Source organism: Streptomyces sp. NRRL S-87, from assembly GCF_000719335.1.
Lineage (GTDB): Bacteria > Actinomycetota > Actinomycetes > Streptomycetales > Streptomycetaceae > Streptomyces.
Window position 1 is genome coordinate 115,809 of sequence record NZ_JOGB01000014.1, and the last position, 13,956, is coordinate 129,764.

The 13,956-nt window shown below is 73.6% G+C and carries 11 protein-coding genes; 5 read left to right on the top strand and 6 right to left on the bottom strand.

Annotated features, from left to right (window positions below):
- Nucleotides 1-8 precede the first annotated feature (8 nt).
- The 4 genes from rapZ to IF43_RS0111390 form a co-directional block, all read right to left on the bottom strand.
- Entirely contained in the window at nucleotides 9-944 is a 936-nt protein-coding gene (rapZ, locus tag IF43_RS0111375) for an RNase adapter RapZ (RefSeq protein ID WP_051795118.1), read from the bottom strand.
- Nucleotides 941-2,989, bottom strand: a complete 2,049-nt coding sequence (gene uvrC, locus IF43_RS0111380) for an excinuclease ABC subunit UvrC (protein WP_037888117.1) — start codon at nucleotides 2,987-2,989, stop codon at nucleotides 941-943. Before uvrC ends, rapZ begins: the two co-directional genes overlap by 4 nt.
- A 405-nt stretch (nucleotides 2,990-3,394) precedes the next feature.
- Complete coding sequence (locus IF43_RS0111385) at nucleotides 3,395-4,381, bottom strand: hypothetical protein (protein WP_234332112.1); 987 nt, start codon at nucleotides 4,379-4,381, stop codon at nucleotides 3,395-3,397.
- A 5-nt stretch (nucleotides 4,382-4,386) separates the two neighbouring features.
- A complete protein-coding gene (locus tag IF43_RS0111390) occupies nucleotides 4,387-5,046 on the bottom strand; it encodes a papain-like cysteine protease family protein (protein WP_030197771.1) in 660 nt (219 codons plus the stop codon).
- A 257-nt stretch (nucleotides 5,047-5,303) separates the two neighbouring features.
- Between IF43_RS0111390 and IF43_RS0111395 the strand changes: the two genes are divergently transcribed.
- On the top strand, nucleotides 5,304-6,275 hold the full coding sequence (locus IF43_RS0111395) for a hypothetical protein (RefSeq protein WP_051795121.1): 972 nt from the start codon (nucleotides 5,304-5,306) through the stop codon (nucleotides 6,273-6,275).
- Between the two features lie 532 nt (nucleotides 6,276-6,807).
- On the opposite strand, the gene IF43_RS0111400 is transcribed toward IF43_RS0111395, so the two are convergent.
- Entirely contained in the window at nucleotides 6,808-7,230 is a 423-nt protein-coding gene (locus IF43_RS0111400) for a Rieske (2Fe-2S) protein (protein ID WP_030197776.1), read from the bottom strand.
- A 228-nt stretch (nucleotides 7,231-7,458) separates the two neighbouring features.
- On the opposite strand from IF43_RS0111400, the gene IF43_RS0111405 reads away from it, so the two are divergent.
- Both IF43_RS0111405 and IF43_RS0111410 read left to right on the top strand, forming a co-directional pair.
- Complete coding sequence (locus tag IF43_RS0111405) at nucleotides 7,459-8,322, top strand: carbohydrate kinase (protein ID WP_030197779.1); 864 nt, start codon at nucleotides 7,459-7,461, stop codon at nucleotides 8,320-8,322.
- A gap of 102 nt (nucleotides 8,323-8,424) precedes the next feature.
- Nucleotides 8,425-9,216: an alpha/beta fold hydrolase gene (locus IF43_RS0111410; protein WP_030197789.1), complete on the top strand. Its 792-nt coding sequence runs from the start codon at nucleotides 8,425-8,427 to the stop codon at nucleotides 9,214-9,216.
- 123 nt (nucleotides 9,217-9,339) lie between these two features.
- Here IF43_RS0111410 and uvrA read toward each other — a convergent pair whose 3' ends face one another.
- Nucleotides 9,340-12,285: an excinuclease ABC subunit UvrA gene (gene uvrA / locus IF43_RS0111415; protein WP_030197791.1), complete on the bottom strand. Its 2,946-nt coding sequence runs from the start codon at nucleotides 12,283-12,285 to the stop codon at nucleotides 9,340-9,342.
- A gap of 172 nt (nucleotides 12,286-12,457) precedes the next feature.
- Between uvrA and IF43_RS0111420 the strand changes: the two genes are divergently transcribed.
- Nucleotides 12,458-13,150, top strand: a complete 693-nt coding sequence (locus tag IF43_RS0111420) for a maleylpyruvate isomerase family mycothiol-dependent enzyme (RefSeq protein WP_030197793.1) — start codon at nucleotides 12,458-12,460, stop codon at nucleotides 13,148-13,150.
- Nucleotides 13,151-13,160: 10 nt separating this feature from the next.
- Nucleotides 13,161-13,817: an MBL fold metallo-hydrolase gene (locus IF43_RS0111425; RefSeq protein ID WP_030197796.1), complete on the top strand. Its 657-nt coding sequence runs from the start codon at nucleotides 13,161-13,163 to the stop codon at nucleotides 13,815-13,817.
- Nucleotides 13,818-13,956 lie beyond the last annotated feature (139 nt).

A 13,956-nucleotide genomic window follows, 5' to 3' on the forward strand; every position in this document is an offset into this window, starting at 1 on the left:
GCGGCCGGTCACTCGCGCCCCATGTCCCGGTGGACGACGACGGTCTCGACTCCCTCGGAGGAGAGGCGGGCGGCGAGCTTCTCCGACATGGCCACGCTGCGGTGCTTGCCGCCCGTGCAGCCCACGGCGATGGTCACGTACCGCTTGCCCTCGCGGCGGTAGCCGGTGGCGATGAGCTGGAGCAGCTCGGCGTACCGGTCGAGGAACTCCTTGGCGCCGGGCTGGTTGAAGACGTAGCCCGACACCTCCTCGTTCAGGCCCGTGAAGGGGCGCAGCTCGGGCACCCAGTGCGGGTTGGGCAGGAAGCGGCAGTCGACCACCAGGTCGGCGTCGACGGGGAGGCCGTACTTGTAGCCGAAGGACATCACGGTGGCCCGCAGCTCGGGCTCGTCGTCGCCCGCGAACTGGGCGTCCATCTTCGCGCGCAGCTCGTGCACGTTCAGGCTGGAGGTGTCGATCACCAGGTCGGCGTCGCCGCGCAGCTCGCGCAGCAGGTCGCGCTCGGCGGCGATGCCGTCGACGATGCGGCCGTCGCCCTGGAGCGGGTGCGGGCGGCGCACCGACTCGAAGCGGCGGACCAGCGCATCGTCGGAGGACTCCAGGAAGACGACCCGGTGGGTCACGCCCCGGCCGTCGAGGTCGGCGAGGGATTCGCGCAGGTTGTCGAAGAAGCGGCGGCCCCGGACGTCGACGACGACGGCGATCCGCGCGACGTTGCCCTGCGAGCGGGCGCCCAGCTCCACCATGGTGGGGATCAGGGCGGGCGGCAGGTTGTCCACGACGAACCAGCCGAGGTCCTCCAGGCACTTCGCGGCCGTGCTGCGGCCCGCGCCGGACATGCCGGAGATGATCACCAGCTCGGGGATGGCCGCCTCGGCGGCCTCGCCGGCCTCCACGCTCGTGCCCGTACTCACCTGTGCTCCGTCTCGGTCGTGCTCGGTCATTGCTCTGTCCCCCGAAGGTCGGTCGAGGTCCCCGCGGGCGCGGGGGTCTCGTCCTCAATGATCTCTCCTGTCGCGGTGTTCACGGCAGGACCGGCGGGGGCCGCCTGGGCGAGGGCCGCGGCCACCGTCTCGGCCGTCTTGCGGCCTATGCCGGGGACCTCGCAGATCTGGTCGATTGTCGCCTGCCGGAGCCGCTTCACCGAACCGAAGTGTCTGACCAACGCCTGCTTGCGGGTCTCGCCCAGGCCGGGCACGGCGTCCAGCGGGCCCGACTTCAGGCGCTTGCCGCGCTTGGAGCGCTGGTACTGGATGGCGAACCGGTGGGCTTCGTCACGTACCCGCTGGAGGAGGTAGAGCCCCTCGCTGGTCCGGGGCAGCACGACCGGGTCGTCCTCGCCGGGCAGCCAGACCTCCTCCAGCCGCTTGGCCAGGCCGCACACGGCCACGTCGTCCACGCCGAGCTCGGCCAGGGCCCGCTGGGCGGCCGCGACCTGCGGCTGCCCGCCGTCGACCACGACCAGCTGGGGCGGGTACGCGAAGCGCCTGGGCCGCCCGTCGTCGGCCGGCAGCGGCTCGTCGCCGTCCTCGGCCTCCTCGGCCGTCCACTCGCCGGTCTTCATCTTCTCCTGGAGGTAGCGGCGGAAGCGGCGCGAGACCACCTCGTGCATGGACCGGACGTCGTCCTGGCCCTCGCCGTGCCAGACCTGCGTGTCCCCGACCCGGCCCTTGACCTGGAAGCGCCGGTACTCGCCCTTGCGGGGCAGCCCGTCCTCGAAGACGACCATGGAGGCCACCACGTCCTGGCCCTGCAGGTGGGAGACGTCGAAGCACTCGATGCGCAGCGGGGCGCTGTCGAGGCCGAGCGCCTCGGCGATCTCCTCCAGGGCGCGGGAGCGGGTGGTCAGGTCGCTGGCCCGCTTGGTCTTGTGCAGGGCGAGGGCCTGCTGGGCGTTCCGTCGGACCGTCTCCATCAGGTCCTTCTTGTCGCCGCGCTGCGGGATGCGCAGGGAGACCTGGGAACCGCGGTGCTCGCCCAGCCACTGGGCGACGGCGGCGGGGTCCTCGGGCAGCGCCGGGACCAGCACCTCCTTGGGAACGCTCTCCCCGCTCTCCTCCCCGTACAGCTGCTGGATCGCGTGCTCGACGAGGCCGGCGGTGTCGACGGCCTCGACCTTGTCGGTGACCCAGCCGCGCTGGCCGCGCACGCGTCCGCCGCGCACGTGGAAGATCTGCACGGCCGCCTCCAGCTCGTCCTCGGCCACGGCGATCAGGTCCGCGTCGGTGGCGTCGGCGAGCACGACGGCGTTCTTCTCCATGGCGCGCCGCAGCGCCCCTATGTCGTCGCGCAGCCGGGCGGCCCGCTCGTACTCCATCTCCTCGGCCGCCGCGTGCATCTCCTTCTCCAGGCGGGAGAGGTACGCGCCGGTCCGGCCGGCCATGAAGTCGCAGAACTCCTCGGCGAGTTCCCGGTGCTCCTCGGGGCTGACGCGGCCGACGCACGGGGCCGAGCACTTGCCGATGTAGCCGAGCAGGCAGGGCCGCCCGATCTGGGCGGACCGCTTGAACACGCCCGCGGAGCAGGTCCGTACGGGGAACACGCGGAGCATCAGGTCGACGGTCTCGCGGATGGCCCAGGCGTGCGCGTACGGGCCGAAGTAGCGCACGCCCTTCCTCTTGGGCCCGCGCATGACCTGGACGCGGGGGTACTGCTCGTTCATGGTCACGGCCAGGGACGGGTAGCTCTTGTCGTCCCGGTACTTGACGTTGAAGCGGGGGTCGTACTCCTTGATCCAGGAGTACTCGAGCTGGAGCGCCTCCACCTCGGTCGCGACCACGGTCCACTCGACGGAGGCGGCGGTGGTCACCATGGTGGCGGTCCGGGGGTGCAGGCCGGCCACGTCCTGGAAGTAGTTGGCCAGCCGCTGGCGCAGGCTCTTGGCCTTCCCGACGTAGATCACCCGGCGGTGCTCGTCGCGGAACCGGTAGACGCCCGGGGAGTCGGGGATCTCTCCCGGCGCGGGGCGGTAGCTGGAGGGGTCGGCCATGCCCTCCACCCTACTGGCGGGCACCGACAACGGACCCCGTTGCCCACCCCTGCCGCGCCGCGCCCGCACCCCTTCACACGGCCCGCACGGACCCCCCTCCGATCACCCCCGGGCGGAGCGGTGCGAGCCCCGCCGGCGTTCGAGGCGCGGGGGCCGGGGCGGAGCCCCGGGGCGGGGAGGGGGCACCGCCCCTCAGGGCCCACCGGACCGCACAGTGGCGGCCCCGCACCGGTGGGGCGGTGCGGGGCCGTGAGGAGGAGGCCGGACCAGGACGGCCCGCCCCCACGACCGGCACCGGTAGCCGGTACCGGCCGCAAGGACGCCCGGGCGGTCAGGCCCGGACGCAGGCACCGGCACCGCGGCGGTGAGCCGCGGGCCGGTGCCGACCATGGGTCGCCCGGGCCGTCAGGCCCGGACGCGCGCGCCGGTGCCTGAGGTACGGCGCCGGGCCACCAGGACCGTGCCGGCCACCAGGGCACCCGCCACGCCGGCGAGCCCCGCCCCGGCGGCGAGACCGCCCGCGCCGGCACTCGACGGGCCCGAACCGGCCGCGGTCACGGCGCGCGCACCGCCACCCGCAGCCGGGCCGGCGGCAGCCGGACCCGCACCCGCGGCGGGCCCCGCGGCCGCGGCGGGTGCCGGGCCGCCGAGGGGGGCGCCGGGGGCGTAGCCGCCCGCCATGCCGGACTTCGCGTAGGCGGACCCCGGCAGCTTGTCGCCGTACGCCGCCCGCACCCGCGCCCGGTAGCCGGCCAGCGAGGTACCGCCGGCCCCGATCGCCCGTACCGCGTCGTGGTCGAGGGGCAGCACCTTCGTGCCCTTGACCACGTACCACGCGTCGATCTGCGGCTCCCGGAAGACCGTCCCGCCGGGCAGGGCGCGGGCGCCCTGCGCGGCGTACCGGAACTCGTCGTCGCCGGTGGCGATGTTCACCACCTGCCAGCTCCCGCCCAGCGGAGCCGACCACAGCGACGCGGACTGCCCGTCGGAGGAGACGGCCTTGGTGGCCATGAACTCCACCCGGGCCACCGGCGCCCCGGCCCGCCCGGCCACGAAGTCGGGCGAGAGGTAGTGGACGGCGAGGGTGTCGGCCTCGACCCGCGGCCGGGCGGCGGCCGCGGAGACCCTGCCCTCGCGGGCGAAGAAGCGGGAGAGGGTGTCGAGCGTCTCGGCCGAAGCGGCCGCCCGGTGTGCGGCGGCGAGGTTCCCGGCGGTCACGGCCGGCGGCTGCGGCTGCTGCGGGGCGGGGGCCGACACCCCGGACTGCGACTGCGACTGCGGCGCGGGCCGTGCCGGGGTGCCGGGCCCGGCGGCCGCGGCCTGCGGGGCCAGGCCCAGGAGCGCGGCGGTGAGGGCGCCTGCGACGGCGGTGGCGTTGCGGCGGAGGGTCATGGCGCTCACGCCCCGATCCGGTAGAGCGAGTGGGTCCAGGAGAAGGAGGAGTTGTTCACGTACCAGGCGTGCGAGGCCCAGTTGTAGCGGTAGCTGGAGGGCCACGGGTCGCCCCAGTACACCCAGCTGTTGTCGGTGTCGTAGCCGTAGACGACCTGCATGTGGCCGCCGCCGTTGGACCACTGGATGCGGGTCTCGATCGGGCGGTTGTAGTCGATCTCGGTCTGCACGGTGCTGTAGTACAGCCAGCCGTCCACGTACGAGCCGGTCCTGATGCCGGCCCAGGAGAGGGCGTTCTGCACGTTGCCGAGCGACGCCTGCCAGTTGGGGCAGTCGTAGCCCTGCTGCCGGTTGAAGGCGGCGTTGCAGAACTGGTTCTGCGAATAGTTCCGGCCGAACCAGGTGGCGATGGTGTTGCCGCTGGCGGCCCAGCACCAGTTGTCCTTCTGCTGGGCCTGCATGGTGATGTTCAGCCGCCTGGCGGTGGCGAACGCCTGCGCCGACCGGGCGTTCGCGGCCGACGGGGCGGCCGACGGGGCGGCCGCCGCGGTGTGCCCGCCCTGCGGACCGGTGGCCGCCGTGGCGGAGGCGGTGCCGGTGGGCAGGGCGAGCAGCACTGCGGTGACGAGGGCGGCGAGGGAACGCCGCCCGTTCTTGTTGCGCATCGCGGTCCTCCCGAGGAGGGATCCCCCTGTGGGGCCAGGGGGATCGTGTGGGGATTGGAGGAGCGCGTCCGGACGCTTGTGGAGGAGCATCGGAGGTTGTCGGGATTCGGTCAACACGCTTCAATGCGGCGTGACATTGCAGTGTGAACGGTGAGACTGCGGTGTGAACGCCCTACCCCCCGTCACCTGGGCTCCGGGGCGGCACCGGTGGGATCCCCCGCCCCACCGCGCGTGAACGTTCACATCGAGGAGTAGCCATGCCCCGGCCTCGCACCCCGGGAGGCGGTACCGCCGCCGCAGCAGCAGCAGCCGAGAGCCAGCTCGCGCAGCTGCTGCACGCAGGTCCCTTCCACCTCGCCCTGCGCACCGCGCTCGCCGCCCGCGGACTGCCGCTGCAACGCGTGCAGCACCGGCTCGCGGCCCGCGGCATCAAGGTCGGTGTGACCAGCCTGAGTTACTGGCAGCAGGGCGCCCGGCGCCCCCAGCGCGCCGAGTCCCTGAAGGCCGTGGGAGCGCTCGAGCAGATACTGGAGCTGCCCGCCGGCTCGCTCACGCGGCTGCTGCTGCCGGCCGTCGCGCGCGGCGAGCCCGGCGGCGGCCCGACCGCCCGCCCGTACCGGACGCTCCTGACCGCGGGCGAGGCCGTCGAACAACTGCTGGCCGAGCTGGAGTCACCGGCGGACGGCGGGCTGCACACGGTCGGGCACCACGAGCGGGTGCACATCGGTGCGGGCCGCGAACTGCGCGGCCGCGACTCCCAGCAGGTGGTACGGGCGCACCGCGACGGCGTCGACCGCTACCTGGCCATCCACCACGGCGACCCGGGCTGCGACGCCGCGCTCGTGGAGGTGCGGGCGCACGAGAACTGCCGCACCGGGCGGGTGCGCCGGCACCCCGGGACCGGGGTGGTCGTGGCGGAGCTGCTGTTCGACGCGCGGCTGCGCCCCGGCGACACGTACGTCTTCGGGTACGGCTTCGAGGACGGCACCGGCGGGCCCTGCGGCGAGTACCTGCGCGGCTTCGGCTACGCGGGCGGCCACTACCTGCTCCAGGTCCGCTTCGACGACGCGGCCCTACCGGTGCGCTGCCGGCGGTTCAGCCAGGCCTCGCCGACCGCGCCGCGCGGCGAGCTCGCCGACCTGACCCCCAACGGCCGGCACCGGGCCGTGCACCTGGTCGAACCGGCGGTGCGGCGCGGGATCTTGGGGATTGCTTGGGACTGGGAGTGAGGTGGGGGCTGGGGTGCCGCTGGGGCTGTTGGGGTGCCACTCGGGCCGCGGGGGCGGCTGGGGGCGGCGGGCCCGGGGTCGGGGCGCCACCCTGTGGTGTGTGGGGCCCCTCGGCGCTTGACCCGGTATGGCCTGCAGGCCTCCCCCAGCTACCGCTGGGAGGTGCCCCCAGCGGCAGGCCCACCCCGAGGGCTTCGGCGCTTCGCCCGGGCCTGCGGCCCCCCTCGGCCCGGGCCTGCCTCCGGACCAGCCTGCCATACCGGCTCAAGCGCCTCCCCCACACACCACACGGGGTTGAGGGGCGGGGCGGTGGGGCGGCGGGCCCGGGGACCGCGGGCGCGGGGGCGCGGGGGTGGGGGCGGGGATCGGCGGCGTCGCGGGGTTGGCGGCGCTGCGGGGCGGCAGGTTGGCGCGGCCTCGGGCTGGCAGGGCCGCGGGTGGGCGGATCGGCGGGGCCGCAGGTTGGCGCGGCCGTGGGCCGGCCGGCTGGTGTACGGCCCGGCGGTCCCGAACCCAAGGCTCAGGTGCGGGCTCAGCCCGCGATCAGCTTCCCGCCCTCGGCCTTGACCGGAACCTCCGGCAGCGGCTCGGCGGCCGGGCCCTGGACCACCTTGCCGGTGGCCGCGTCGAAGCGGCTGCCGTGGCAGGGGCAGCTGCCCTCGCCGTCCTCGACCTTGTCGAGCACGCAGCCGGCGTGCGTGCAGGTGGCGCTGAACGCCTTGTACTGGCCCTTCGCCGGGCAGCTGACGATCAGCTTCTGCTCGCGGTACAGCTTCGCGCCGCCGACCGGCACGGCGTCCGCCGCGCCCAGGTCCACCGGGGAGCTGAGGGCCGCGGAGGCGCCGCCGTCCCCACCGCCGGAGCAGGCGGTCAGCGCGGCACCGGCGCCGGCGGCGCCGGCGAGCGCGGCGGCGCCCTTGAGGACGGTTCGACGGGCGGCGTTCTGGCCGGACATGGCTTCTCCGTGGGCAGCTCGGCAGTGCAAAACCCTGCCGACGATACCCGCGGTGCCTGTGCGGCCCCTGTGCGGGGCGGCACAGGGCGGGAACCCGCCGGCGCCCGCCGCGGGCAGGCGCCGGCCGGGGGACGGCCCGGCCCGGGCCCGGGGACGGCACCGCGCGGGCCAGGGGCTGCCCCGCGTCGCCCCCTGTGCCCGGCGCCCCGGCTGCCCTACGCTCCCTCCATGATCGTCGTCGGCGGAGAAGCACTGATCGACCTCGTGCCCGCGGCCGGGCCGCCCGGGGCGCTGCTGCCCCGCCCGGGCGGGGGCCCGTACAACACCGCGATCGCCCTCGGCCGCCTCGGCGCGGAGGTCGCCTTCTGCTCGCGGATCTCCACCGACGGCTTCGGCGAGGCGCTGCTGGCCGGGCTGCGCACGGCCGGGGTGGACTGCTCGCTCGTGCAGCGGGGTCCGGAGCCCACCTCGCTCGCGGTGGCGGCGCTGGGCCCGGACGGTTCGGCCTCCTACGGCTTCTACACCGAGGGCACCGCCGACCGCCTCTTCGCCCTTCCCGTGCTGCCGCCGGGCGTACGGGCGCTGGCGCTGGGGACCTGCTCGATGGCGCTGGAGCCGGGGGCGAGCGCGTACGAGGCGCTGCTGCGGCGGGAGTCCGGACGCGGGGTGTTCACCCTGCTCGACCCCAACATCCGTCCGGGGCTGATCGCCGACGCGGACGCCTACCGCGAGCGGTTCCTGGGCTGGCTGCCGTACGTGTCCCTGCTCAAGCTGTCGGAGGAGGACGCGGCGTGGCTGGGCGGGCGGGTGGACGACTGGCTGGCGGCCGGCCCGCGGGCGGTGGTCGTGACCCGGGGCGCGGCGGGTCTGACGGTCCGCACCCGCTCGGGGGCGGAGCACTCGGTCGCGGCGCCGCGGGTGACGGTGGCGGACACGATCGGTGCCGGTGACACGGTCAACGCGGCGCTGTTGCACCGGCTTTCGCCGATCGGCGAACCGGACTGGCCGGAGGTGCTCGGGTACGCCGCCCGGGCGGCCGCCCTGACCTGTACCCGGGCCGGCGCCGAGCCGCCGTATGCGTCGGAACTGTGACGCACCGCCAATATCCCCACAGATTCTGAGGTTTACGAACCCGGCACCCGTCGGCGAGGCTATGAACGCGCAACGGCACGAGAGTGAAAAGAGACCGCGACAGTGACGGATTACGTGGAGTACGACGGCGGCCGGATCGCCTACGACGACAACGGCGCCGAGGGCCCGCTCGTCGTGTGCGTGCCGGGCCTGGGCAACACCCGCACCGCGTACCGGTTCCTGGCGGCGGACCTGGCCGAGTCGGGGTTCCGGGTGGTCACCTGCGACCTGCGGGGTACGGGTGAATCGAGCGCGGGCGAGCGGGAGTACGGGCAGCCGGCGCTGGCCGGTGACCTGCGGGCGCTGGTGCGCCACCTCGACGCGGGGCCGGCGTTCGTGGTGGCGCACTCCAACGCGGCGGGCGCGGCGGTGGTCGCGGCCGCGGCGGAGGCGGAGCTCTTCGACGGACTGGTGCTGGTGGCCCCGTTCGCGCGGGCGGGGGCGGGCGCCGGACTGCGCGCGGGCCGCTTCGTGCGGTCGTGGACGCGGCAGTGGGCGGGGCTGTTCCCCGCGGAGAAGCCGGACGAGTTCCCCGAGTGGAAGAAGGAGCTCACCGCGTCGCTGAAGGAGCCCGGGCACCTGGCGGCGCTGCGGGCCATGATCGGTGCGGGTGCGGAGGCGGCGGCCGCGGCGCTGCCGGGCCTGACGGTGCCCGTGCAGGTCGTGATGGGCGGCATGGACGCCCTGTTCGGGCCCGATCCGCTGACCGAGGCGGAGTGGATCGGCGAGCAGACCCGCGGCGAGGTGGTGCTGATCGACACGGCCGGCCACTACCCGATGCTGGACCGCCCCTCCGAGGTCACCGCGGCCGTGGTCCCCTTCCTGGCGCGCGTCGCGAGCCGCCGTTTCGCCTAACGGGCCGGCGGCCGGACGCCGGCGGGGCGGTCCCGCCCCGCCGGCGGGTACGGCGCACGGGTCGCCGGGGGCGGTGCCCCGGCGACCCGGCTCAGGTCTTCTTCGGCTCGGGCCTTCTTCGGCTCAGGCCTTCCTCGCCCGCGGGGCGGCGGCCTTCTTGGCCGCCGTCTTGCGGGGGGCCGCCTTCTTCGCCGTCCGCGCGGCCGGCACGGTGGCGTCCGAGACCCGGTCCGCCCCCAGGATGTCCCGCAGGAACTTGCCGGTGTGGCTGGCCCCCACCGAGGCGACCTGCTCCGGCGTGCCCTCGGCCACCACGATGCCGCCGCCGTAACCGCCCTCGGGACCCATGTCGATGACCCAGTCGGCGGTCTTGATGACGTCGAGGTTGTGCTCGATGACGATGACGGTGTTGCCCTTGTCGACCAGGCCCGAGAGCACCTTGATCAGCTTCGAGATGTCCTCGAAGTGCAGGCCGGTGGTCGGCTCGTCCAGCACGTACACCGTGCGGCCCGTCGAGCGCTTCTGCAGCTCGGAGGCGAGCTTCACGCGCTGCGCCTCGCCGCCGGACAGCGTCGGCGCGGACTGGCCCAGGCGCACGTACCCGAGGCCGACCTCGGTGAGCGTGCGCAGGTGGCGGGCGATCGTCGGGACGGCCTCGAAGAAGTCCAGCGCCTCCTCGATCGGCATGTCCAGCACCTCGGCGATGGACTTGCCCTTGTAGTGGACCTCCAGGGTCTCCCGGTTGTACCGGGCGCCGTGGCAGACCTCGCACGGGACGTAGACGTCCGGCAGGAAGTTCATCTCGATCTTGATGGTGCCGTCGCCGGAGCAGTTCTCGCAGCGACCGCCCTTGACGTTGAAGGAGAAGCGGCCCGGCAGGTAGCCGCGCACCTTCGCCTCCATGGTCTCCGCGAAGAGCTTGCGGATGTTGTCGAAGACGCCCGTGTACGTGGCCGGGTTGGACCGGGGCGTGCGACCGATGGGCGACTGGTCGACGTGCACGACCTTGTCGACCTGGTCGTCGCCGTCGACGCGGGTGTGCCGGCCGGGCACTGCGCGGGCGCCGTTGAGCTCCCGGGCCAGGTGCGTGTACAGGATGTCGTTGACCAGCGTCGACTTGCCCGAGCCGGAGACGCCCGTGACCGCGGTGAACACGCCGAGCGGGAAGGCGACGTCGATGTCGCGGAGGTTGTTCTCCTTGGCGCCGTGCACGGTCAGCTTCCGCTCGCCGTTGACGGGGCGGCGGACGTCCGGGACCGCGATCGACTTCTTCCCGGACAGGTACTGCCCGGTCATGGACTGGGCGTTCTTCAGCAGGTCCTTGAGGGAACCGCTGTGCACGACCTTGCCGCCGTGCTCGCCCGCGCCGGGGCCGATGTCGACGACCCAGTCGGCGACCTTGATGGTGTCCTCGTCGTGCTCGACGACGATGAGCGTGTTGCCCATGTCGCGCAGGCGCACGAGGGTCTCGATGAGCCGGTGGTTGTCGCGCTGGTGGAGGCCGATGGACGGCTCGTCGAGGACGTACAGCACGCCGACCAGGCCCGAGCCGATCTGGGTGGCGAGCCGGATGCGCTGGGCCTCGCCGCCGGACAGGGTGCCGGCGGCCCGGTTGAGGGAGAGGTAGTCGAGGCCGACGTCGACGAGGAAGCGCAGCCGCTCGTTGACCTCCTTGAGCACGCGCTCGGCGATCTTCTTGTCGCGGGCGTCGAGGCGCATCCGGCCGAGGAACTCCGCGCACTCGCTGATCGACATCGCGGAGACCTCGGCGATGGACTTCTCCATCACGGTCACCGCGAGCACGATCGGCTTGAGGCGGGTGCCCTCGCAGGTGGGGCAGGGCACCTCGCGCATGTAGCCCTCGAAGCGCTCGCGGCTGGCGTCGCTCTCGGACTCGGAGTGCCGCCGCTTGACGAAGGGCACGGCGCCCTCGAACGCGGTGGTGTACGCGCGCTCGCGGCCGTACCGGTTGCGGTAGCGGACCTCGATCTGCGTCTTGTGCCCGTACAGCAGGGCCTTGCGGGCGCGCTGCGGCAGCCCGGCCCAGGGGATGTCGGTACGGAACCCCAGCTCGCCCGCGAGGGCGCCGACCAGGCGGTCGAAGTAGTCCCGGGTGTGGCCCAGCGACCACGGTGAGATGGCGCCCTCGTCGAGGGACTTCTCCGGGTCGGGGATGATCAGCTCGGGGTCGACCTCCATGCGGGTGCCGATGCCGGTGCACTCGGGGCAGGCGCCGAAGGGCGAGTTGAAGGAGAAGGAGCGCGGCTCCAGCTCCTCGAAGGACAGGTCGTCGTACGGGCAGTACAGGTGCTCCGAGTACATCCGCTCGCGCTCGGGGTCGTCCTCGGCGAGGTCGACGAAGTCGAGGATGACCATGCCGCCGGACAGGCCGAGGGCGGTCTCGACCGAGTCGGTGAGCCGGCGCTTGGCGCTGTCCTTGACGGTGAGGCGGTCGACGACCACCTCGATGGTGTGCTTCTCCTGCTTCTTCAGCGTCGGCGGCTCGCTGAGCTGGATCGTCTGTCCGTCCACCCGGGCCCGGCTGTAGCCCTTGGTCTGGAGGTCGGAGAAGAGGTCGACGAACTCGCCCTTGCGCTCGCGCACCAGCGGCGAGAGCACCTGGAAGCGGCTGCCTTCGGGGAGTGCGAGCACCTTGTCGACGATGGCCTGGGGCGACTGCCGGGAGATCGGGCGGCGGCACTCGGGGCAGTGCGGCTTGCCGATGCGCGCGAAGAGCAGGCGGAGGTAGTCGTAGACCTCGGTGATCGTGCCGACCGTGGAGCGCGGGTTGCGCGAGGTCGACTTCTGGTCGATCGAGACGGCCGGGGAGAGGCCCTCGATGAAGTCGACGTCGGGCTTGTCCATCTGGCCGAGGAACTGGCGGGCGTACGAGGACAGGGACTCGACGTACCGGCGCTGACCCTCGGCGAAGATCGTGTCGAACGCGAGCGAGGACTTGCCCGACCCGGAGAGCCCGGTGAAGACGATGAGCGAATCGCGGGGCAGGTCGAGCGAGACGTTCTTCAGGTTGTGCTCGCGAGCGCCACGAACGATGAGACGGTCGGTCACGCCGGTCCGCACCTTTCTTGAGAGAGCGGGGGAACGGGCCCCCGTCCCAGGGTATGGGGGGCGCCACGAAGCGGGGTCTGGTTCTCCTTACGAGCGTATAGCACGTGCATTCGATTTCCGGCCCTCGGGCGGACGCTTCACCCGAACGTGTGGCGAGGGCTAGGGTCGGACCATGAGTGATCATGCGCACGACCTGCGCGCACTGCGCGAGGCCACGGACCGACTGCTGACCGCCGTCGCGAAACTGGACGACGCCGCCCTCGCCGAGGAGTCGCACCTTCCGGGCTGGACCCGCGGGCACGTCCTCGCCCACCTCTCCCGCAACGCGGACGCCCTCGTCAACGTCCTCGAGGGCCGCCCCATGTACGAGAGCGCCGAGGCCCGCGACGCGGACATCGAGCGCGACTCCGCCCGTCCCTTGGACGAACAACTGGCCGACCTCCGGAATTCCGCCGCGCGCTTCACGGCCGCCACCGACGCGGACCAGGACTGGTCCCGGACGGTCGAGCTGCGCAACGGCGTCACCGACCTGGCGTCCAACGTGCCCTTCCGCCGCTGGGTCGAGGTGGACCTGCACCACGTGGACCTGAACGCCGGCTACGGGCTCGCGGACCTGCCCGCCGAGTTCACCGACCGCGAGATCGCCTTCCTGGCCGACCGCTGGTCCGGCCGCGCCGACGTCCCGCCGGTAACGCTGACCGCCACCGACCGCGACGGCACCTGGCGCACCGGCGGCACCGAGGGCTCCCCGGTGACCGTCAGCGGCCCCGCCGCCGACCTGCTGGCCTGGCTGGCCGGCCGCGGTGACAAGGGCGCGGCCCTGACCGCGACCGACGGCGCGCTCCCCACCCTCCCCCCGCTCTAGGATTCGGAACATGACCTACAGCGGAGCGGTGAAGGTCGGCGGTCCGGCCGACGTGCACGAACTCACGGACCTGATGATTTCCAAGGTCGCCGTCGGCGACATGAACAACAACGCGTACCTCCTGCGCTGCCGGGCCACCGACGAGCAGCTGCTGATCGACGCGGCCGCGGAACCGCAGACCCTCCTCAACCTGATCGGCGACGGCGGCATCGCCTCGGTGGTCACCACCCACCAGCACGGCGACCACTGGGGCGCGCTGCGCGAGGTCGTCGACGCCACCGGCGCCCGCACGTACGCGGGCCGGTACGACGCCGAGGGCATCCCGGTGCCCACCGAGGTACCGGTCGAGGACGGCGACACGATCACCGTCGGACGCGTCTCGCTGAAGGCCGTCCACCTGGTCGGCCACACCCCGGGCTCGATCGCCCTCGTGTACGACGACCCGCACGGGGCCCCGCACCTGTTCACCGGCGACTGCCTCTTCCCGGGCGGCGTCGGCAACACCTGGGGCGACGCCGCCGCCTTCAAGAGCCTGCTCGACGGGGTCGAGACGAAGCTCTTCGGCCGGCTCCCGGACGAGACCTGGGTCTACCCCGGTCACGGCAACGACACCACCCTGGGCGCCGAGCGCCCGCACCTCGCGGAGTGGCGCGAGCGCGGCTGGTGACCCCCTGACCGCCGGTCCACGACGGCGCCCCGGCCCCGGGGCGCCGTCAACCGCGGATCCCGCCGCACACACCTTCCGGTGAGTCCCGCCGGGTCTGCCGCCCGGCCCGCCGCGCAGGCGGTACGTGGACCCCATGCGC

Bases quoted from the DNA above. Each gene is read 5' to 3' on its own strand.
- IF43_RS0111400 (WP_030197776.1), bottom strand. From the start codon at position 7,230: ATGTCCGGCCAGAACGCCGCCCGTCGAACCGTCCTCAAGGGCGCCGCC.
- IF43_RS0111405 (WP_030197779.1), top strand. From the start codon at position 7,459: ATGATCGTCGTCGGCGGAGAAGCACTGATCGACCTCGTGCCCGCGGCC.
- IF43_RS0111395 (WP_051795121.1), top strand. From the start codon at position 5,304: ATGCCCCGGCCTCGCACCCCGGGAGGCGGTACCGCCGCCGCAGCAGCA.
- IF43_RS0111385 (WP_234332112.1), bottom strand. From the start codon at position 4,381: ATGACCCTCCGCCGCAACGCCACCGCCGTCGCAGGCGCCCTCACCGCC.
- IF43_RS0111420 (WP_030197793.1), top strand. From the start codon at position 12,458: ATGAGTGATCATGCGCACGACCTGCGCGCACTGCGCGAGGCCACGGAC.
- IF43_RS0111390 (WP_030197771.1), bottom strand. From the start codon at position 5,046: ATGCGCAACAAGAACGGGCGGCGTTCCCTCGCCGCCCTCGTCACCGCA.
- IF43_RS0111425 (WP_030197796.1), top strand. From the start codon at position 13,161: ATGACCTACAGCGGAGCGGTGAAGGTCGGCGGTCCGGCCGACGTGCAC.
- rapZ (WP_051795118.1), bottom strand. From the start codon at position 944: ATGACCGAGCACGACCGAGACGGAGCACAGGTGAGTACGGGCACGAGC.
- uvrC (WP_037888117.1), bottom strand. From the start codon at position 2,989: ATGGCCGACCCCTCCAGCTACCGCCCCGCGCCGGGAGAGATCCCCGAC.